Origin of the sequence: Arthrospiribacter ruber, assembly GCF_019343195.1 — a bacterium.
Classification (GTDB): domain Bacteria; phylum Bacteroidota; class Bacteroidia; order Cytophagales; family Cyclobacteriaceae; genus Arthrospiribacter; species Arthrospiribacter ruber.
On sequence record NZ_RPHB01000006.1, the window covers coordinates 253,672 to 274,010 of the forward strand.

General features: G+C 41.2%; 16 protein-coding genes. 1 reads left to right on the top strand and 15 read right to left on the bottom strand.

Going from position 1 to position 20,339, the window contains the following annotated elements; all coding sequences use genetic code 11:
- Positions 1 to 8: 8 nt before the first annotated feature.
- Genes ccoN through EGN73_RS14045 form a run of 4 tightly spaced genes read right to left on the bottom strand, consistent with a single transcriptional unit; the run spans position 9 to position 5,411 of the window.
- Positions 9 to 2,141: a cytochrome-c oxidase, cbb3-type subunit I gene (gene ccoN, locus EGN73_RS14030; protein WP_219291015.1), complete on the bottom strand. Its 2,133-nt coding sequence runs from the start codon at positions 2,139 to 2,141 to the stop codon at positions 9 to 11.
- Between the two features lies 1 nt (position 2,142).
- Positions 2,143 to 2,325, bottom strand: coding sequence for a cbb3-type cytochrome oxidase assembly protein CcoS (gene ccoS / locus EGN73_RS14035; RefSeq protein ID WP_219291018.1), 183 nt, complete (start codon positions 2,323 to 2,325; stop codon positions 2,143 to 2,145).
- 2 nt (positions 2,326 to 2,327) lie between these two features.
- The gene (locus EGN73_RS14040; protein WP_219291021.1) at positions 2,328 to 4,760 is read right to left on the bottom strand and encodes a heavy metal translocating P-type ATPase; all 2,433 of its coding nucleotides are present in this window, start codon (positions 4,758 to 4,760) and stop codon (positions 2,328 to 2,330) included.
- A gap of 15 nt (positions 4,761 to 4,775) precedes the next feature.
- Complete coding sequence (locus EGN73_RS14045) at positions 4,776 to 5,411, bottom strand: hypothetical protein (protein ID WP_219291023.1); 636 nt, start codon at positions 5,409 to 5,411, stop codon at positions 4,776 to 4,778.
- Positions 5,412 to 5,556: 145 nt separating this feature from the next.
- Here EGN73_RS14045 and EGN73_RS22750 point away from each other — a divergent pair, with 145 nt between their 5' ends.
- Positions 5,557 to 5,739 carry a hypothetical protein gene (locus EGN73_RS22750; RefSeq protein WP_343207112.1) on the top strand — a complete coding sequence of 61 codons (183 nt, stop codon included), beginning with the start codon at positions 5,557 to 5,559 and terminating at the stop codon, positions 5,737 to 5,739.
- 116 nt (positions 5,740 to 5,855) lie between these two features.
- On the opposite strand, the gene EGN73_RS14055 is transcribed toward EGN73_RS22750, so the two are convergent.
- From EGN73_RS14055 to EGN73_RS14105, 11 genes are all read right to left on the bottom strand, one after another.
- A complete protein-coding gene (locus tag EGN73_RS14055) occupies positions 5,856 to 9,332 on the bottom strand; it encodes a hypothetical protein (RefSeq protein ID WP_219291363.1) in 3,477 nt (1,158 codons plus the stop codon).
- Between the two features lie 70 nt (positions 9,333 to 9,402).
- Positions 9,403 to 13,110, bottom strand: coding sequence for an ATP-binding protein (locus tag EGN73_RS14060; protein ID WP_219291025.1), 3,708 nt, complete (start codon positions 13,108 to 13,110; stop codon positions 9,403 to 9,405).
- 53 nt (positions 13,111 to 13,163) lie between these two features.
- The gene (locus EGN73_RS14065; RefSeq protein WP_246611596.1) at positions 13,164 to 13,388 is read right to left on the bottom strand and encodes a hypothetical protein; all 225 of its coding nucleotides are present in this window, start codon (positions 13,386 to 13,388) and stop codon (positions 13,164 to 13,166) included.
- A gap of 70 nt (positions 13,389 to 13,458) precedes the next feature.
- Positions 13,459 to 14,013: a DUF420 domain-containing protein gene (locus EGN73_RS14070; protein WP_219291030.1), complete on the bottom strand. Its 555-nt coding sequence runs from the start codon at positions 14,011 to 14,013 to the stop codon at positions 13,459 to 13,461.
- Positions 14,000 to 14,668 (bottom strand): SCO family protein, encoded by a 669-nt coding sequence (locus EGN73_RS14075; RefSeq protein ID WP_219291033.1) that lies wholly within the window; start codon positions 14,666 to 14,668, stop codon positions 14,000 to 14,002. The genes EGN73_RS14070 and EGN73_RS14075 overlap by 14 nt, the downstream gene beginning before the upstream one ends.
- A gap of 77 nt (positions 14,669 to 14,745) precedes the next feature.
- Positions 14,746 to 15,075 (bottom strand): cytochrome C oxidase subunit IV family protein, encoded by a 330-nt coding sequence (locus EGN73_RS14080; RefSeq protein ID WP_219291036.1) that lies wholly within the window; start codon positions 15,073 to 15,075, stop codon positions 14,746 to 14,748.
- Between the two features lie 19 nt (positions 15,076 to 15,094).
- Positions 15,095 to 15,871 carry a cytochrome c oxidase subunit 3 gene (locus EGN73_RS14085; protein WP_219291039.1) on the bottom strand — a complete coding sequence of 259 codons (777 nt, stop codon included), beginning with the start codon at positions 15,869 to 15,871 and terminating at the stop codon, positions 15,095 to 15,097.
- A 24-nt stretch (positions 15,872 to 15,895) separates the two neighbouring features.
- A complete protein-coding gene (locus tag EGN73_RS14090) occupies positions 15,896 to 16,477 on the bottom strand; it encodes a cytochrome c oxidase subunit 3 (RefSeq protein WP_219291041.1) in 582 nt (193 codons plus the stop codon).
- A gap of 3 nt (positions 16,478 to 16,480) precedes the next feature.
- Positions 16,481 to 17,383 (bottom strand): heme o synthase, encoded by a 903-nt coding sequence (cyoE, locus tag EGN73_RS14095; RefSeq protein ID WP_219291043.1) that lies wholly within the window; start codon positions 17,381 to 17,383, stop codon positions 16,481 to 16,483.
- Positions 17,370 to 18,458, bottom strand: coding sequence for a COX15/CtaA family protein (locus EGN73_RS14100; protein ID WP_219291045.1), 1,089 nt, complete (start codon positions 18,456 to 18,458; stop codon positions 17,370 to 17,372). Before EGN73_RS14100 ends, cyoE begins: the two co-directional genes overlap by 14 nt.
- A complete protein-coding gene (locus tag EGN73_RS14105) occupies positions 18,439 to 20,328 on the bottom strand; it encodes a cytochrome c oxidase subunit I (RefSeq protein ID WP_219291048.1) in 1,890 nt (629 codons plus the stop codon). The genes EGN73_RS14100 and EGN73_RS14105 overlap by 20 nt, the downstream gene beginning before the upstream one ends.
- Positions 20,329 to 20,339: the final 11 nt, after the last annotated feature.

Sequence of the window (20,339 nt, forward strand, 5' to 3'; positions counted from 1 at the left end):
AATGAAGGTTATGGGTTAGTAGCTGTCGTTTTTTTGATATCAGTACCCAAGCGCTGCAAATATGCGATCAAGGCCACAATCTCTGAATCGGGCATCACTTCCACTCCCGAAGACTGCAGGTTGGAAACTATCTGTGCAGCTTGTGTATCCAGGTCCGAATTGGCTACCTGATCATATCCATCAGGGTATGGAACACCCAATTTTTGGAGGGTTCTGATTTTGGCCGGCACCTCCGAATGGTCCATGATATTGGTAGCCATCCAAGGATATGGTGGCATCAAGGATCCCGGAGACATACTTCTAGGATCTACCATATGGTGATAATGCCAGCTGTCGGGATATTTACCACCTACCCTATGCAAATCTGGCCCAGTACGCTTGGAGCCCCAAAGAAACGGTCGGTCATAGACAAATTCTCCTGCTTTGGAATATTCCCCATACCTTTCTGTTTCTGACCTGAAAGGTCTGATCATTTGGGAATGACACCCTACACAACCATGGGAAATGTAAAGATCTCTTCCCTGCAATTCTAGGGGAGTATAAGGTTCCACACTACTGATGGTCGGCACGTTGGACTTGACAAGCAATGTTGGGATGATTTCTACCGCACCACCTATCGCAATAGCTATCGTGGCAAGAATGGTGAAGAAAACAGGTTTTCTCTCCCATGCCCTGTGCCAAAACTCACCTTTTTCAGTCACATGGGCCTTGAGCGCAGGAGCTTCATCAGCCTCTTCGGCCATAAACTTACCCTGCTTGGCAGTTTTCACCATGTTATACACCATCAAGAATGCGCCTGAAAGGTATAGTAGGCCACCAAATGCCCTTAACATGTACATGGGTACAATTTGGATCACTGTCTCCAGGAAGTTGGGATATGCCAATCTACCAGCTTCTGTGAATTCTTTCCACATTAATGATTGAGTCAAAGCAGCCACATACATAGGCAATGCGTAGAAAAGGATACCTATTGTGCCCATCCAGAAGTGGGTATTGGCCAGCTTGGTGGAATATAGGTTCGTCTTCCACATTTTTGGCCATAGCCAGTAAAGCATAGCAAAGGTGAAGAAACCATTCCATCCCAAGCCACCGATGTGCACGTGTGCTACTATCCAGTCTGTATAGTGCGCTATGGCATTGACGTTTTTCAAGGAGAGCATTGGGCCTTCAAAAGTCGCCATACCGTATGCGGTCACAGCCACCACCATAAATTTCAGTACAGGATCAACCCTTACCTTATCCCAGGCACCCCTCAAAGTCAAGAGTCCATTCACCATACCTCCCCAAGAAGGGGCTATCAACATGATCGAGAAGACCACGCCAAGTACCTGTGCCCATTCCGGCAAAGCAGTATACAGCAAGTGGTGCGGACCCGCCCAGATATAAAGGAAAATCAAAGACCAAAAGTGGATGATGGATAGCTTGTATGAATATACAGGTCTGTTGGCTGCTTTGGGAAGATAGTAATACATCAATCCCAAAAATGGAGTTGTCAGGAAGAACGCTACCGCATTGTGGCCATACCACCACTGAACCAAAGCATCCTGTACACCAGCATAGGCAGAGTAACTTTTAAAGAAAGAAACTGGCAGTGCGAGGGAATTGAATATGTGTAATACCGCCACCGTGACAAATGATGCCAAGTAAAACCAGATTGCCACATACATGTGCTTTTCTCTCCTTTTGATCAGAGTTCCGATCATATTGGCACCAAAAGCTACCCATACCAATGCGATAAGGATATCGATAGGCCATTCCAGTTCTGCATACTCTTTGGAAGTAGTCAGACCAAGAGGTAAAGTGATGGCTGCCAAAAGTATAATCAGCTGCCAGCCCCAGAAATTGATCCAGCTGAGGGCTTTACTCCACATAGGAGCCTTCAGAAGGCGGGGCATAGAATAATAAATCCCGGCAAAAATCGCATTACCTACGAATGCAAAGATCACAGCATTGGTATGCAATGGCCTGATCCTGCCGAATGTAGTGTAAGGATTGCCCAAGTTGGCTTCAGGGAGAAACAGCTGCGTGGCAGCGATTACCCCGACCAACATTCCGACGAGGCCCCAAGCTATGGTGGCGACCCCGAAGTACTTTACGATCTTATTGTCGTAAGCAAACTTTTCAAGAGTTGTTCCTGACATGTTACTTTGATTTAGGTGTTGGTACTTTTTTGCTATTGTTTGATTGTTTGTTTTCGAAGAGTATCCTGATCGCAGGAGTATGGCTATCTTCAAACTGCCCCCCTTTCATTGCCCTGAAAAACAGAAACAAGAAAGAGCCTGCTAGAATGAGACTGATCGCTATGAGTATGAATATGACTTCCATGTTCAGAATATTTTTTCCTTTAATCCTTTTTTATATGCTATATAATTAGTGCTCAATGTGGTGAAAACCACTACTGAAATACTGCTTATCGGCATCAGAATGGCGCAGAATACCGGACTGACCAAGCCCTGCACAGCGAAGAAAACACCAATGGTATTGTAGGTGAAGCTCAGCCCAAAACTTGCCTTTATAATTTTGCGGCTTGTCTTGGCAAATTCCAGGAAAGCAGGCAGCTTATCCATCACAGAAGCATCCATAATGGCATCAGAGGCAGGTGAAAAATTACTGACCTTGTCTGTAACGGCTATACCTACATGGCTTTCCTGTAATGCTCCGGCATCATTGAGACCATCCCCCACCATGAGGGTGGTGGCGCCTTCATCGTTAAGTGCACTGAGGTAGCAGAGCTTGTCTTTTGGGCTTTGATTGAAATTCAGCTTGACTTCGTCACCAAACAGCCTTTTTAAATGATCTCTTTCATGATCTTGATCACCTGAGAGCAGGTGCACTGTTCTTTCACTTTCCAGATTTTTGACGACCTGATCGATATTTTTTCTGAGGCCGCTCTGTATAAAAAAGTATCCTAACACATTACCTTCTACAGAGAAAAAAACCAGGTTGCCGCCTTCAGGCAAATTTTGACCGGAAGCGCCCACGAATGAAGCCGAACCTAATTTCACTTCCTGATCTTTGTAAACACCTCTAAGACCCTGTCCATGAACTTCTTCCACATTCACCAATTTTTCGGGAATTACATTTTTCATCCAGGCATTGATCCTATTGCTCAAAGCATGGGTAGATTGACTTACCAAACCTTTGATGATAGATTTGGATTCTTGGGACAATTCCTCACCTTGGAAGCTTACCTTCGCCTGAGAAGGAGCTGTCAAGGTTCCTGTTTTATCAAAGACAACCGTGTCTGTTTTTGCAAGTTTTTCGATCACTTGGGCATTTTTGAGGTAGAATTTACCTTGCCCCAAGACCCTAAGTGAGTTTCCCAAAGTAAATGGAGTCGACATGGCAAGAGCACATGGACAGGTAATGATCAATACTGAGGTGAAAGCCAAGATCCCCAAGGAAACTTCTCCTAGATAAAGCCAAAAAGCCAAAGCTGATAATGCAATCAGAATAACTGTAACAGTGAATTTTCCTGAGATTTTGGTGGCTAAAGATTCCAGCCCCTTTTCTTTTGACTTATCAAATGTGTCACTGTTCCACAGGTCAGTGAGATAGCCTTGCGAAGGGGACTTTTGGACTGCCAGCATGATGGCCCCACCTTTTTGTCTGCCGCCAGCATAGATCAGCTCTCCTTTTTTTCTGATCACAGGTACTTCTTCTCCTGTAACAAAACTGTAATCCACTGCTGCTTCCCCATCCAGGAGAATACTGTCAGAGGGGATAAGTTCTTCATTTCTTACCAAAATGATATCTCCAACATTAAGCTTGGAAAGGGGGATTACTTCTTCCCTATCTGCCACTACCCTGCTTACTGCTATTGGGAAATAAGATTTGTAATCCCGGTCAAAAGAAAGCGTGTCATAGGTCTTTTGCTGGTAATATTTTCCTATCAGGAGAAAAAAGAGCAGCCCTCCCAATGTATCCATGTAGCCTTCATTTCCCAAAAGGAAAATGTCATAAAGGCTATAGAAAAACAGGGTCAAAATCCCTATTGCAATGGGCACATCCATATTGATGGCTTTGTTGCGGATAGATATCCAAGCAGACCGATAATAATCTGTCGCGGAGTAAAAAAATACCGGAAGTGCCAGCATGACATTCAGGTAATTGAAGGTCTTTTTGAACCCATTGCCCAATAGCTCAGCTTCCGCAAAGTACTCAGGAAGGCTGAACAGCATCATATTGCCAAAACAAAATCCTGCTACTGCAAGGCGGTATATCAACCTCTTATTGGATGGGGAAACTGTCTTTCTTTCACTGTCCGCAAGGTTGATATGTGGTTCATATCCGATTTTGGAAAGCAATACTACCACTTCCTTAAGGCTGACTTTTTGGTGGGCAAACTTCACTTGCACTTTTTTCTTGATGAAGTCCACTCTGCCTGACACTATTCCCTCATTGAGCTTGTGGAGGTTTTCCAACAGCCAAATGCAGGAAGCGCAATGTATCAAAGGAATATAGAAAGTAATATGGGTTTCGTCTTCATTCCTGAAGTCGACCAGCTTTTTTATGATATCCACATCATCCAGGTAATCAAACCTATTGTCTCGTTTGGCACTGTTCTTTTGATTGATTCCTGGACTATCGGCAATGTCGTAATAGCTACAAAGGTCATTATCACTAAGTACTTCGTATACCAGCTTACAGCCTGTACAACAAAACTCTTTTTGATCAAAATGAAGGATATCTTCCTTGCATGCCTCACCGCAATGGTAGCAAGTATGAGTAGAAATCGGGGTATCAGTTATCTTTCCCATATACTATCCTTCCGATCAAAATGAGAGATAAAAAGAAAGCCTATTGTACCACATTCCACCTTTATAAAAATGGAACAACACCTTAGCCAGATCAGCCTGATAACTTTTGGTAGTGACCAAAAGGGTACACTTATGCTTGACAGCATAGGACCAAAAATCCCCTATCCTGTTGAAATTGAACTTAATAAATGATGTTTCTGCGGTTTTGGAAGCAAGTAGTTGTACGATTTCCTGCTCTTCCCTCTGCTTGGATTTTGGAATAAAACAAGGAGATATGATTGTAGCATTGCTATCATGGATATTTTCTTCAAAAAGCTCCACAAAGTTTCTGATCAATCTGGCTGAAGCCGGAGTACCGTCATAATGAAAAAGCAGTTTGTCGAAGTTCAGCTCATCATCAAACAATAGAACCGGAATATTGCAGGGCTCCTTTTGAAGTGGAAGAGGCTTCTCATGCTGATGCAGCCAATCCAGCACCTTAGGCAAATGGGCGGTATAAAGAGAAGGTCCTTCAAGTGGGCTACAGGAAATTTCTTGACCACCCTGATTGACATGATGCGAAAAGCCGTCCGGCAATCGCTTGCAAAAGTGAGTGGCAATGATTTCCTCCGGAAAAGTAAAGCCTGATTTGTTTTTGATTTCCCCCTGCATGGCATTCTTTGTTTGATGTTACAAATCTAGAGGGGGCAGTATTGGAATAGAGTGACAAATAGAAGGTCTAAACATGATAAAAATCATGTTTAGCATCGGTTGCAAAAAATTCTGGCTTTTTCCCTTCTATTTTTTAATTTAAGGAATGCAAAAACATATTCTTTTACTCTTGGTTCTCGCTTCCTTCAGATTAAAATCTTCTGTAGCCCAAACTCTTTTCAATGGAAAAGAAAGAAGAATCAGAAATCTGACAGAAGGATCAGAGAGGCCTCTCGGGGAATGGAACCAAATGATCATAGACTGCAAAGAAGATCAGATCACTGATTAGGTAAATGGAGACATGGTCAATCATGGATTTAATGCTACTGCTCAAAAGGGCCAGATTGCAATTCAGGCTGAAGGTGCTGAAGTAGAATTCAGAAAAATTGAATTGAATCCATATCCTTAAAATAAAGCTGTCACCTGCATCCTTCCAATATGAACGAGTCTGCCAAGCCCCTCAGAATTTCTGCCCTCATAGACCATGTTCATTTGAAGCCCTTCTCCGATTTTTTGTAACCAGTTCAGGGTCCAAGTGACATTGCTTCCATTGGTAAGGGCCTGAAGCATCTCATAACCGGCAGGCGAGTTAGCTATACCATTGTAATCAATATGAATGTACCTGAAATTGGCATTAATCGTGGTCTTGATGGCCTTTGCATACCTGAAATCCAAACCGGTCTGATGCAACACAGCCCTTTCGTCCAGTTCTGTGTTGGCCAGGTTGATTTTGTCTGTATAGTTGTACGTAAAAGTAGTCCGGAATATACTGCTCGGCTGCCATGCAAATTCCGGACCTATTCCTGATTGCTCAATATTATAATTGCGGTTGTCCAAAAAATCAGAATTTGCAATGCGCTTTCCTGTCTGTCCGATAATCCTGATATTGAGGTTAGGATTTAAGTTGTACCTGGTATTGAGCCTGAGGTCTTTCTGAATCAGGTCATCAAAGCCACCGGCAAGCAACTGCTTATTCTGACTGTCAAATATAGAAAAGTCAAAACCATACTTTGCCGATGCCCTGTTAAAAAAGAAAGAGGAGCGGATGACTTGCCTGACAGAAAGCAGGTCTTCATCGGCAAAGCCTCCGACCAGCGGATTAATCCTGTCCCAAAACTCTGAGGAGGTGATTTTCTTTTCAATACTGACACTGCTATTGTTCGAAAACCGCTGTAAAAACTGACGGATACCGCCTTCCTTGCGCCAAGCATCAGGAAATTTGGCATTGAGCCTGTAGTTGAAAATGGTGGTAAAAGCCTGAACAAAATCTGTGGTGGGCACAAACACTTTGATAAAGTTTTTTTCTTCCGGATTGATCGCTATATAAAACTCGTTTAATTGCTGAATCCCATCTCCATTGTCATCCCTCCATGCATGGGTACCTTCTCCTGTTGGCACGGGCAAAAAGACAAATTCTCTCCTGAATTCCCTCCCATTACCCAAAGCATAGCTAAGCTCATTCCTTACATTTCCATTCCATAGCGTCCCCAGATAGTCAACTTTCCCCAACACAGTGGTTTCCTTTTCTTGGGAAATCCTGACAAACTCCAACTCCCTATAAGTAAATGTAGCACTTAGGTCGTGTCCATTGAACCTTCTTTTCAACCCAAACATGGTCTGGAAAGCCTCTGTATCTGCCCTAAGTTCACCTGCTACAGGAAACTTATCCTCTCTGACCGAAGCATTTATAAAAAATGAGTACGGCAAAGTATCATTGCTGTTGAGGTAGGCTTGATGCTCCAAAAAATTCATGGCCGTACTGACCACAGAATCCCTTTCAGTATCTCTCACCGCATTTCTGTCTAGCATGATCTTATACCCCGGTACCAAAACCTTGGACCTATATTGTATATCACCCGTGTACCTTACCCAAGATGAATTCAAGTCCCTGACATCCGAATCCAGCAGGAAAAAATCATTCCTTACAAAAAAACGTTTGCCCATTTGCTGGTTCCACCTCGCTACATGCTGGGTACCGGAAAGTATGTTTCCCCTGTTCCTAAAGTTAAACCTATAAGAAGCCAAGTTATTGGCATCCTTTTGAAACTCAAACTCAGTATTGAAAAGTCTCTCATGCCCGGCAAGGGCGGCATCTTCAGGAGTGAGACTCCAGTCCCGGTCAAATTCTATATACCTTAATCGGTCAATAAAGCTGAAGTTTGTAGAGTTGTATTCAAATTCAGTCAGAGCATTAAGGGTATATCCTTTGAATTTGTCAAACTTCCTGTTCTGTGAAAGGACTCCGGACTTGATTCCAAAGCCCTGATTGTTTTCGTTATCTATTTCCGAAAAAAGATTATCATCCCTCTGAGATATGGCCAATTCCGTAAATACCTCTTCGTGGCTACTGAGCCTCACCCTTGCCCCAGTGGTAAACATTTGTCGCTTGTTTGGCGCTGGTAATGGCGACATAATAGAATAATTGCCTTGCTGCACTCCATTGATTCTTGGACGAAACAAAAAGACAGGCCCATTGGCGATCTGTCTGTCTCTTACATAATCCCCATTGCCCTGTCCGACTTCACTGAAAGAAACTGCGAAATGCGCCTCTTCGGGATTGGTACTGTATTCAAAAAACTCTATCGGAAGCCCTTGATCGTCCACATCCCTCACTCTTCTGTAAAGCACCCTATTCGGATCAAAAGCAACGCTGTCAACCCTAGGCACAGCAGCAGCATCAATATTATCACCTACAGATGCGAGCAAGGCTTTGTCCGCATCAGAAAACTCAAAAAACAAAGGCCTGTTTCTATTGTCCTGTTCTCGGTAAAAATTCATGTACAAGGTTACCTTATCGGTTTCCTGTATGTGGTTGGCAGAAATGATGGATCTGGAAAAATTCCTCTCCGCATATTCAAAGTCAATTCTCACCCTGGAATATTGGGTAATGAGCACATTGGGTGTGAAAGTAATTTCCCCTTGATTGTAGTCAATCACATAATCATAGTTGAAGCCTCTTTGCAATTGCTTTCCATCCAAAAACACTTTTTCAGAATTTGCCATCACGATCACAAATCTTTCATTTTGAGGTCCTGGAATTCGGTAAGGACCTAATGTTCCTTCACTGATTTCCAGAATAATGGAAGCAAACTTACCTTTGGCCACAGAAGCAGAACCTTGAGTGGATGCCCGCCACTTTTCCCCGATGGTATAATTGCTGGTAAGCTGGGCTCCTTGGACGTTTTTATAATACCTCAAAAACTCCGACTTTCTTTGCTGGAGCACCACATCTCCGGCTGCTAAGTTAAACTTGTCATTGTACAGCTCTACCAGAACATTGTCGAAATCCTGAAGCTGCTGGGTGTTTCCTTCCGGCTGAAAGGGTACATTTTGATCAGTGATACTTGCCCGAATATTCAGGTTGTCGGCCAGTTGCCCATTCATCTGAAGGTTGAGGGATGAATTGACAAAAAGATTTTGTGTATTACCGAAAGAAACGCCTCTAGTAAGGTTCCCTGATTTGTTCAGGTTGGTACTGGGAAAAAACTCCTCACGGAAGTCAAATGCCGGAGCAGCCTGCACCCTGTTGTCTTTGAACATCGCCATGCTGTCATAATCCACCATTAGGGTTCTTTTGGATACTGCCTGATGAAATGCATAAGGAAATGTCCTGTAGCAAAAAAGCAAGGAGTCGGGAATTTCCTGCCACTTTTCCATTAAAAGTTTTCCTGTGCTCAGGGAATACTCAAAGGCATATTCCTTACCCTGAACATCTGTGACTTTGATGGACTCCTTTAGTACACTGAGGGAATCTAGGAAGAATTCTTCATTAATCTCCTGAGCAGGAAGCCACTTACAGTAATCAGACTGAGCGAAAAGAGGTGTCCAACACCCCACACAAAGTATCAACTGAAATAATAGATAACACCCTAACCTGATCATAATCACACGCGAAGACCTTGCTAAGGTAATATTTTCGCTCAAACAATTTCAAACCTAAGACCTGAAACCATCAATTGAGCCTTACCAAGTCAAATTCGAGGAAAAAACGGGTACCTGTACCAACTTGGGTTTCAAACCAGATTCTACCCCCGGCCGTCTCTACACCCCTTTTGGCAATGGCCAGTCCCAATCCTGAGCCTTCGGACTTGGTGCTGAAATTAGGGATGAATATTTTATCTTTCAACTCATCCGGAATGCCCTTACCATTATCCTTTATCATCAACACAACCTTTCCATTATCGACTTTCATGGATACATCGACCACAGGTCTTTTCCTTCCATCCACTGCCTGTATCCCATTGATGATTAGGTTTGAAATTACCCTTCCGAAAAGCTGATCATCTCCCATTACATAAACTGGAATTTCTTCAGTATGGTCAATAAAAGTAACAGTGCCCCTTTCCCTGTTTCTGAACAATTCGATGATCTCCTTCACAACCTTCCTGAAATCCATCAGTTCATTTTTTGGCAGTGGCATTTTAGCAAAAGTAGAAAACGAGGTGGCTATATCACTTAATGTATCTACTTGAGTTATCAAAGTCTCTACTGGCTTTTTCAGCTTTGAAGGATCCTCCAACTTCCCTTCAGCCTGTAGTCTCAAAAGATGCTGTAGTGTAAGCTTCATTGGAGTCAGTGGATTTTTGATTTCATGCGCCACTTGTTTGGCCATTTCCCTCCACGCACTTTCCTTCTCTGTGTTTGCAAGCACATTTTTACTGGCTTCAAGCTTATAGAGCATGTTATTGTATTCATTTACCAAAAGTCCTATTTCGTCATTGGAAGGCCAATACATAGGCTCATTGTTTTCCAGGTCAGTGGCCTTCAGCTTTTGGGTAAGAAGTTTGAATGGAAAAGTCAGGCTTTTTGAAACGAAATAGGAGACAAACAAAAATATGATGAATACCAGCACAAAGATGTTGAGGATATTACTCAGTACATCAGCTATAAGGATATCCAACTCCGTTTCTGATTCAAAGAAAGGAATGGAAATAATAGCCTGTACCTCCTGTCCATCCGAACTCCGAATTGCTGAATAAACGGCTTTATAATTCAATTTGCCTATACTTTCTTCTAAAAGAACAAGATTGTTTTGTCCTTCCAGCAATTCGGCAATTGCTTGGGGATTGACGTATCTGGTGACCACCCTTTTATCAAAAATATTGGGCTGGGAGCTGGTCATCAGGTAACCTGTCCTGTCAAAAACATTTATCTCTATATTGGCAGTCCCTGCAAGGTTATTGACTTCTTCAAAGAAATCCTCCCTATCAGCTACTCCAGCACTTTGCTTTTCCATAATAGCCGATAGATTGTCTTTGACTAAAGTAGCCCTTTGGAAGTATTGCCTGTGAAGCTCGTCCTGGTAAGAATTCGCCAACAACCCTAAGATAATAGCCGAAATAATGAGTATAGGGAAGAAAAATGCAAAATTAAGGTACATCTGTAGCCTTGTGGCATAATTAAAATTAAAGGTTTTGAGCCCTTTCATCAAGGCATAAACCACAACACTCAGCAAGGTCAGCAGAATGTAAAACAGAAAAAACAAGGAAATATCTGCAAGAATATAATAAACCGAATAAATGGGTGAGGAAACAATGACAACCCTGTCCTCATTTCGTACTCCAAGATGGTGGTACTGTTTTTTATATATCCCAGCAGAAAAAAGTGCACCGTTTTCTACGTAATTGTGCAGGTCGGATGCCCTGTAATTAAAAACTCCTACTGCATATTGAAGCTCTCCATCCTGATAAACAGCAAAATCATAGTACCTGTCATTGAAAGAGGCCTGATAATTTTGATCCATAAGAAGCTTCGGAAATACCGAACCAGGAAGAATCCTGATCTGATTGAGTTCTAGGTAGACTGTTCCGATAAACACATCATCCCTGTACAACGGGATAAAAGCGAAGTATTGATTGCTGCCGATCTCTTCCGTGCCTTTGATAAAATACAGGTCACGCACAGAAGTGATGTAATCACTTTTCACATAATTGACCCTAAGATCCTGAAGACTTTCCTCATCTCCCCGCTGAAGCACATTATCTCCTGCAGCATTGAAAACTTTAACTTTCAGGGCATATTGATCAAAGTAATTGGTCATGTGAATCCTCCTGATTTTCCTTTCAATCGGCTCTTTGGCCTGCAGGGGATCTGTGAGTGCATTTTTGATAAAAATATCCTCTGAAATCCTTTTCATGATGTCAGAAAGGAAAAACTCCGCCATTACATCATTTTCAATGAGTTGTTGATTCCCAAAGCGCACTTTGGATTGTTGTTGTCTTTCGAGGTAAACTTGGTGGGCTGCGATTCCAGTGACAATGGCAGAAATCAAACAACCAAAGAAAAAGGTCAGAAAGGTATTGAGGCCTAGCCTGAAGATGTTTTTGTATAACTCAAAGCTGATGATGGAAATCAAAAATAAAAGATGTGTCAGATAAACAAGCAAATAAATCCAATTGATAATCGAAAGCCCTATCACTATTGGGGTAGAAAAAATAAGCAGCACCTGCAATGCGTACACCTTACTATATTGCCTGTACTCAAGCACAAGACTGAGGGCTATGATTGAAAACAGCAAGTATCCTGCACTTCCAAAGAAAACCAATAAAAGACTGATACCCTTAAAATAGTCAAAAGAAGGTATGCTCAAGATATTCAGATCCCATTGAGAATTACTGAGGATATTAATGTATAGAGAATAAAAACCTATCAATAAAACGGTAGAGAAAAAATACGCCAATACGAAAAAATACCATCTTTTGTACTTTTGACTAAACTCCTGAAACCTTTGAATAAAAGCCTGGCCCAGTAGTATGGCCAATATCATTGCAAAAGGAATTATCAGGCATATGACATTAAGAAGTAAATCTCCCAAGCTGGGATTGAGCAGTGAGGAAGCAAAGCGGCTTGAATCAAACAGACTGAAATCGAAATAATCCTGAGGGAAACCGAAAAAAAGCATAAACCCCCGAATAGAAAACAAAATGAGAGATGCATAAAATACAGCAATAAATTTCTGTCCTTTCTTCCAGATGGTTTTTACAAAATCGTATCCTGAAATCAAAATTAAAAAGAGCAGGGAAAAGAAAAATACCATCAGGGGAACATTGTTGGTCTGACCTATTGCCTGGTAACCTGACTCAAAGCTGATTGAAAACAGGTACTCGTTTTTACTCCCCCGAACATCTACAAAACCATTTGCTTCTTCAGCGCTCAACTCTACCCTATCATTCCCAAAAACCGATTTGTTGAATCCCGAAGAAAGAAATTCGTTTTGAATTTCCCGTTTATTGTAAAGAGGATAAACCTGCACCAAAAAGTACCCCTTGTCATTCCTGCTAAACCTCCTGATTTTAGAAAAATAAACCCCTTCTCTATCCTCAAGTAGCCTTTTGTTTTCTTGTACCCTGACGGTTTCGTAATCCGGAATATAGCTGAAATCCGACCAGTAAATCAACTGCCCGTTTTCGTCAAAAAGAAAGTACTCATGGTAGGAATCAATGCTGAGATTTGAAAAAGTCAATGATTCATCAGGCCGGTTGCGCATCAGTATCTCTATGAAGTCAAGGTCAAACTCAGCTTCTACTTGATTGATTTTTTTTGAAATTGGCCTCAAAAACTTGTCATCTCCCTCCCTGTTGCTCAGAATAAAATTCAAAGCCAGGAGCAATCCTATTCCGAGGACGGACAACAAAAGGACAAAGCGCTTTTTCTTCAGCATATATAGCCAAAAGTAAAAAAGCAAAGTCTATAATCAAACTTTGCTTTTTCAGGTCAGAATTTCTCTCCGTGAAAGATATATTTTGATTTCCTTTCCTTGGCCTTTTTATACCAAAGATAGCCGATCACCATTGCGATCAGATATGGCATCACAAAAAGGTATAGAATTCCGGTATTCAACCCAGCTCCGACTGAGGTTTCTCCAGTACTTACATTGTTTTCAACAGTAGCCCTACACATGGCACATTGTGCCCAGGTCTGCACCTGAAAGGATACCATGATAAGTAAGGTAAGCAAAATTTGTTTCAACCGATTCATATCCACACAACGTCTGATTTCAAATATTAGTTTAGAAGTTATAATACGGACTGATCATCAGGTAGACCAACACTCCGGAAATGGTCACATACAACCAGATAGGGTAAGCATACCTGACCACTTTTTTATGTTTTTGTCTCTGATCGGTATAGCCATAATAGTATGCCAGCAATATCGGAAACAAAGCCACTGCAGCCAGGATGATGTGGGTAATCAAAATAAAATAATAAACACTTCGGATAATACCTTCTCCACCAAAAGCAGTACTTTCAGCAGCCGCGTGATAAATCACATAGGAAACCAGAAATATTGCTCCCAAGCCAAAGGCAGTGGTCATAGCTGCCCTGTGAAGTTGTATGTTCTTTTGTTTGATAAAAACCAGACCTGCGATCAAGGCAACTGTCGCTGCTGAATTGATTACAGCATTTAAATGGGGTAGAAAATAAACCCATTCACTTGCTATGTCCAATTTGGATGGCATAAATAAAAGAACCGCAACCACAACTGGAACAGCTATAGCAATCACTGTAATCCACTTGATTATCCCTGAATCCTGGGAAGTCTTCAATGCATTATTTCTTTCCATGTAGCAAAATTTTAGTTTCCAAAATCAACCTGTCCACCTCATCTCTATTGGTTCCGCTGTAATAGCCTCTGATCCTTCCCTGATCATCTACGAGCACAAATTTGTCACTATGAACAAATTCCTCAGGATCACCATAACCATCCAAGGTAGGCAGAATAAACCCACACCTAGCCAAGTTGTAAATATCCTCCTTGTCCCCTGTTAGAAAATGCCATTTATCTTCGTTAGCATTATGCCTTGCTGCATATTCTGCCAGGACTTCTGGAGTATCGTACTCAGGATCTATGGAGATAGAATATATCTGGACATCATCCTGATTCCTGAAAGCATCATCCACTCTTTCCATTTCGGTTGACATAACAGGACAAATACTTGGACAAGACGTGAAAAAGAAATCCACAATAGTGATTTTCCCTTCCATTTCCTTTCTTCCCCTCTTTTCTTCTTTTTGGGTGTAAAGAGAAAATTCAGGGATATAATGCTGCCCCTCTCCTGCAACCTCACATTCCTGAAAAGGGTTTTCTATTCCTTCTTCATAAAGTATGGGGATGTCATAATGATTGGTGCCAAATGATTTCAAAAAAACTATAATCAATACAGGCACCATAAGTACACAAACCAATATCAGCCCCTGTAAAATTCTTAGTCCTTTCATATATTTTTTATCAGTAAACAAAAAAGTAGGTTGAAGTGTCACACCCCAACCTACTTTTTTTTATAAATTATGTGTGATTACCACCTTATCATGAAGATATCACTTCCTTCTCTCATCAAGGCGATTACAAGCCAAACCAAGAAAATCAACGGCACTATTATGGAATAAAACAAAGGCTTTGCTTCTTCGCCAAGGTGCATAAATTCCATCATAATGTATTTTGCTTTCCAAATAGTCAGCCCGATGAATATTGCATAGAGCAACAGGCCTCTAGGAAGGGTGAAAGCAAAAAGAAATTCAATGGAAGTCAAAACCAAAAGAATACCCGCAGTTTTCCAGATTTTCTTGATTTTCTCTTCGTTTCTAGGTATTACTTCAAGAGAAGATTTATTTTCATTAGTTGCCATAATGCTATTTATTAATAAGTTAGATCAAATAGAAGAAGGTAAACACAAATACCCATACTAAGTCTACAAAGTGCCAGTAAAGGCCAATTTTTTCCACCATTTCATAGTGTCCTCTTCTTTCATAAACACCTACTGCTGCCTGATAAAACGCTAAGAACAAGAGGAAAACTCCTATAGTAACGTGAAATCCGTGGAATCCAGTGATAAAAAAGAAAAGTTGGGCAAAAGCTGCAGGTCCGTATTCATTTACAGCAAGATTGGCTCCATATACTGTTTCTGAAACAATCTGACCTAGATTGTTGACGTAAGTCATTAAAGAGCCCCCATCCGTCCCATGTATAAAGTGGGACCATTCCCAAGCCTGACAGCTCAAGAAAGTGATGCCACCAAGAAGAGTCCAAAGCAACCATTTAACCACATCAGGTCTGTCATTTCTGTGACCAGCTTCAACAGCCAAAACCATAGTAACAGAACTCATGATAAGGATAAAGGTCATCAAACCTACAAATGCCAATGGAATATGTACCCCATGAAAAAACGGAATGGCGTCAAATACCATTTCAGGAACAGGCCAGTATTCATTGGAGCCTACAAATACATCCTCAGGCCCGGCATATCCAGGGTAAGATACTCTGATCGCAGCATAAGCTGTCAAAAAGGCGGCAAATGTAAAGATATCTGAAAGAAGGAAAAACCACATCATAAGTTTTCCATAGCTGGCTTTAAGTGGTTCGTTACCACCTCCCCAGATTCCTCTTTTGGAGCTTACTCCAACAGCAGTCGCAGTCGTTGACATATGAGTTAAAATTTACTTTTATTTTTAATGATTCAATAACAAGAACATAAATAGATATAACCAAAGCCCACCAAGAAAGTGCCAATAAGTGACACACATTTCCATGGTATCCATATTTTTGGAATGAACTTTATATCTAAAGGACGAAATTAACACAATAATTAGAAAAATCACACCGCTTATGAGGTGTAATGCATGGAGTCCAGTGAAAACATAAAGAAATGAACCCGCAGGATTACCTACGAAAAACACATCTCTGTCTACCAAAGCCACCCAACTGTACCATTGACCTACTAAGAAGGCTAACCCTAGAACAGAGGTCAATATCATACCCAACCTAACTTTTGATAGCTCATCTTTCTTGGCAGAAACATAAGCAAAATGAAGTGTTATGCTACTCAATATTATAATACCGGAAGTATAATAGAAAATATCAGGCAGCTGAAACTCCAGCCAATTGCCTTCTGCTTGACGGACTATGTAAGCACTCGTCAAAGAAGCAAATATCATCACCACAGTAACTATAAAAAGCCACAGGGCAAATTTTTTGGGATGCATGGAAATAGGTTGTTCCGCTCCCTCTATGTATGCAAATTTCTCTTCCATGTTTTAAATTTTATCCAGCAAGAATGCTATCTGTACAATAGGAAGGTACAAGAATGAACCAAACATAATTTTCAGAGCAGATTTTCTGGAACAATCTCTCATTAAGGAGAAAGTCTGTGCCAAAAACAAAACCCCACAGATGGTAACCACTACGGCAGAATTGATCCCAGTAAGTCCAAAATACATTGGCAATAGACCAAGAGGTATCAGGAAAAGCGTATAAATCATTATCTGAATAGCAGTATTAAGATCTTTTTTGCCGCCACTAGGCAATAGCTTGAATCCAGCCCTTTTGTAATCTTCATCACTCACCCAAGCAATTGCCCAGAAATGAGGAAACTGCCAGATAAATTGTATTCCAAAGATTATCAGCGCTTCAACACTGATTTGTCCGGTAGCAGCTGTCCATCCCAACAGAGGAGGCATTGCTCCTGGAATCGCTCCAACAAATACTGCTATAGGACCAACTCTTTTAAGCGGTGTATAAACGAACACGTATAAAACCATGCTTACTACTCCAAGCAATGTAGTAAGAGGATTGGTAAACAGCCAAAGAATGCTGATCCCAAGAAATGCAGTAATGAAAGTAAACCAATATGCTTCCTGAACAGAGATCTGCTTCATCGGTAAAGGTCGCTTTTCAGTTCTTTTCATCAACTTATCATATTCCTTCTCCAATATTTCATTGGCTGCACCAGAAGCACCGGTTATTAGGAAACCTCCTGTCATCAAGGCGAAGAAAGCTCCCCAGGAAAACAAGGTGCCTGAATCTCCCAGAATAAAACCAAATACAGCAGAGAAAGTGACCAAAGCAGATAGCCTAAGCTTTATCAACTCTAGGTAGGCTTTTGCTCTAAAGGAAATCGCCTCGAATAAGGCCTGTTCTGAAATATTAATTGTTCTCATGAACCTTTTCTAATTGTAATTTTTGTTGGTCTTTCAATTGCAATAATAACACGAATTGAACCCCAATAATCAATGAACCAAACAACAGGTGAACAGGCTGAAGAAAAGCTGGAATTCCAAAGTATGCCATGGCAACACCTGAAACTATTTCCAGACCTATAAAGCCGATTAGAATCAAAGACCAGTTGTAAAGCATTGTATTCCTCATGGAATACTTGTAAACTTTATAAATGAAAAGAAGGTGGATACCCAATAGAAGCAAGGAGAAAGACCTATGGATGTAGAATGTCAACCCTAACTGATCAATCCACTCATTTCTGAGTAGATACCCATATTCAAAGGCAACTTTATCAATTTCTTCTCTGACCTGCGTACCAAAGACAACCTGCACGAGCATTAGAATAAAACCCACCGTAAGAATATAAAACAAGCGCTTAGGCATTTCAGTCGCATATCCGGTACGAACAGCCAATCTATATGATCTGTAGTAGGTATACAGCAACAAGCAGACAATCACCAAGGCCAAAACCATATGAAGAGTAATCATCCAAGGCAACAGATTGGTAGAAACCACTATAGAACCTATCCAAGCTTGGAACAATACCAAAAAGAGGTTGAATACCGAGATAAGGGTTATGGTCTTATCCGTTTTCCACAAAGCCAAAGACCTGTACACCGTAAACAGAACCAGCAGACCTATTACAGCTCCTACCAACCTATTTAGGTATTCAATCCAGGTTTTAACCGGATTAAACTCCTCCTCAATCAGAATGGTCTTGTCATTTCGGATCTCATCTGCTTTTTGATGAAATCCAAGAGCATCGAGTTGAGCAACAAACTTTTCATTTTTCTTAACCCTTTTGGCTAAGTATATGTCCTGATAATCGTTTGGGAGCTGGTCCACACTTGTAGGTGGAACCAAACTCCCAAAACATTTTGGCCAGTCGGGACAGCCCATTCCTGAGCCTGTACTTCTAACGATCCCGCCGACTAATATCAGAAAATAAACAGCTATCACAGTAATCAAAGCTATACTGCGAAAGCTGTTAATTGATTTAAGAATTTGTGGATTCATTGGCGACCAATACAGCCTCTTCTTCAGCAATAATCTCTTTTTCCAATTTCACCAACTCCTGCTCATGAGGAAGATTGGATTCTGGAGTAGCTGACAAAGGCACAGTCTGAGGAATGAAATCTTCTGGAGCACCAGGCTTAGAATAATCGTAAGGCCATCTGTAAACAGAAGGTATTTCTCCAGGCCAGTTACCATGTCCTGGATGAAGTGGAGTAGTCCATTCCAGTGTATTAGATCTCCAAGGGTTAAGAGGAGCTACCCTTCCCCTGTACATAGAATAGAAGAAGTTGAATAGGAATATCAACTGTGCACCAAATGTAAGAATGGCTGCAATTGAGACAAACATATTCAAATCTGTATACATGTTGGAAAATTCAAATCCGGTCCACGTATAATATCTTCTTGGGAAACCGGCAATACCGATATAGTGCATTGGGAAAAACACTAAATAAACTCCAATGAAAGTTGCCCAGAAGTGAATGTATCCCAGCTTGGCATCCATCATTCTTCCAAACATCTTAGGGAACCAATGGTATACACCCGCCATCAATCCAAAGAAAGAGGCAGAACCCATTACCAAGTGGAAGTGAGCTACTACAAAGTAGGTATCATGCAATTGAATATCGATAGCCGAGTTTCCTAGGAAAATCCCTGTAAGACCACCCGATATAAAGAAGGACACCAGACCTATAGAGAATAACATTCCCGGAGTGAAAATCAAGTTACCCCTCCAAAGTGTAGTAAGGTAATTGAATACCTTAACCGCAGATGGAATCGCAATGATCAATGTCAAGAACATGAAAATTGAACCAAGGAAAGGATTCATACCTGACACAAACATGTGATGCGCCCATACTACGAATGAAAGAATAGTGATTCCCAACATGGAAATGATCATGGCCTTGTAACCAAAGATAGGCTTTCTGGAATTGGTAGCGATGATCTCTGAAGTAATACCTAATGCTGGCAACAATACAATGTATACTTCAGGGTGTCCCAAGAACCAGAACAAATGTTGATATAAAACAGGACTACCACCTGTGTTTGGCAATGCCTCACCACCAATGTAGATATCTGCTAAGTAAAAGCTTGTTCCAAAGCTCCTGTCAAATACCAAAAGTAATGCTGCTGAGAACAATACAGGAAAGGACAATAAACCAATAACTGCTGTTAAGAAAAAGGCCCATATGGTCAATGGAAGCCTGGAAAATGACATGCCTTTGGTCCTTAGGTTGATAACAGTAGTAATGTAATTGATACCACCCAACAAAGAAGAAGCAATAAAGAAAGTCATTGATATCAACCACAAAGTCATTCCCAATCCTGAACCGGGAATAGCCTGTTCAAGAGCTGAAAGTGGAGGGTATACTACCCATCCTCCTGCTGCAGGTCCGGTTTCAATAAATAAGGAAATAAACATGATCACACCGGAAACAAAAAAGAACCAATATGAAAGCATGTTCATAAATCCGGAAGCCATATCTCTTGCTCCGATTTGAAGTGGAATTAAATAATTGGAGAAGGTACCTGAAAGACCAGCAGTCAAAACAAAGAATACCATAATAGTTCCGTGCATGGTTACCAATGCAAGGTAGAACTCAGGATCCAAGGTACCTGTTTCATCAATCCACCCTCCAAGAATCGGCTTCATGAAAGACATATCCATTTCAGGAAAACCTAATTGTAGTCGGAATATTAGGGAAAGTAAACCACCAATAATTGCCCAAAACATACCGGTAATTAAAAACTGCTTACCGATCATTTTATGGTCAGTACTGAAAATGTACTTGGTGATAAAATTATCGTGGTGCTCATGATCATGATGATCATGTGCAGCACCACTATGAGAAGCTACACTAGCTGTTGCCATAATTATTTAAT

Coding starts and splice junctions, on each gene's coding strand:
- ccoN (WP_219291015.1), bottom strand. CDS start 2,141: ATGTCAGGAACAACTCTTGAAAAGTTTGCTTACGACAATAAGATCGTA.
- ccoS (WP_219291018.1), bottom strand. CDS start 2,325: ATGGAAGTCATATTCATACTCATAGCGATCAGTCTCATTCTAGCAGGC.
- EGN73_RS14040 (WP_219291021.1), bottom strand. CDS start 4,760: ATGGGAAAGATAACTGATACCCCGATTTCTACTCATACTTGCTACCAT.
- EGN73_RS14045 (WP_219291023.1), bottom strand. CDS start 5,411: ATGCAGGGGGAAATCAAAAACAAATCAGGCTTTACTTTTCCGGAGGAA.
- EGN73_RS22750 (WP_343207112.1), top strand. CDS start 5,557: ATGCAAAAACATATTCTTTTACTCTTGGTTCTCGCTTCCTTCAGATTA.
- EGN73_RS14055 (WP_219291363.1), bottom strand. CDS start 9,332: ATGATCAGGTTAGGGTGTTATCTATTATTTCAGTTGATACTTTGTGTG.
- EGN73_RS14060 (WP_219291025.1), bottom strand. CDS start 13,110: ATGCTGAAGAAAAAGCGCTTTGTCCTTTTGTTGTCCGTCCTCGGAATA.
- EGN73_RS14065 (WP_246611596.1), bottom strand. CDS start 13,388: ATGGTATCCTTTCAGGTGCAGACCTGGGCACAATGTGCCATGTGTAGG.
- EGN73_RS14070 (WP_219291030.1), bottom strand. CDS start 14,013: ATGGAAAGAAATAATGCATTGAAGACTTCCCAGGATTCAGGGATAATC.
- EGN73_RS14075 (WP_219291033.1), bottom strand. CDS start 14,668: ATGAAAGGACTAAGAATTTTACAGGGGCTGATATTGGTTTGTGTACTT.
- EGN73_RS14080 (WP_219291036.1), bottom strand. CDS start 15,075: ATGGCAACTAATGAAAATAAATCTTCTCTTGAAGTAATACCTAGAAAC.
- EGN73_RS14085 (WP_219291039.1), bottom strand. CDS start 15,871: ATGTCAACGACTGCGACTGCTGTTGGAGTAAGCTCCAAAAGAGGAATC.
- EGN73_RS14090 (WP_219291041.1), bottom strand. CDS start 16,477: ATGGAAGAGAAATTTGCATACATAGAGGGAGCGGAACAACCTATTTCC.
- cyoE (WP_219291043.1), bottom strand. CDS start 17,383: ATGAGAACAATTAATATTTCAGAACAGGCCTTATTCGAGGCGATTTCC.
- EGN73_RS14100 (WP_219291045.1), bottom strand. CDS start 18,458: ATGAATCCACAAATTCTTAAATCAATTAACAGCTTTCGCAGTATAGCT.
- EGN73_RS14105 (WP_219291048.1), bottom strand. CDS start 20,328: ATGGCAACAGCTAGTGTAGCTTCTCATAGTGGTGCTGCACATGATCAT.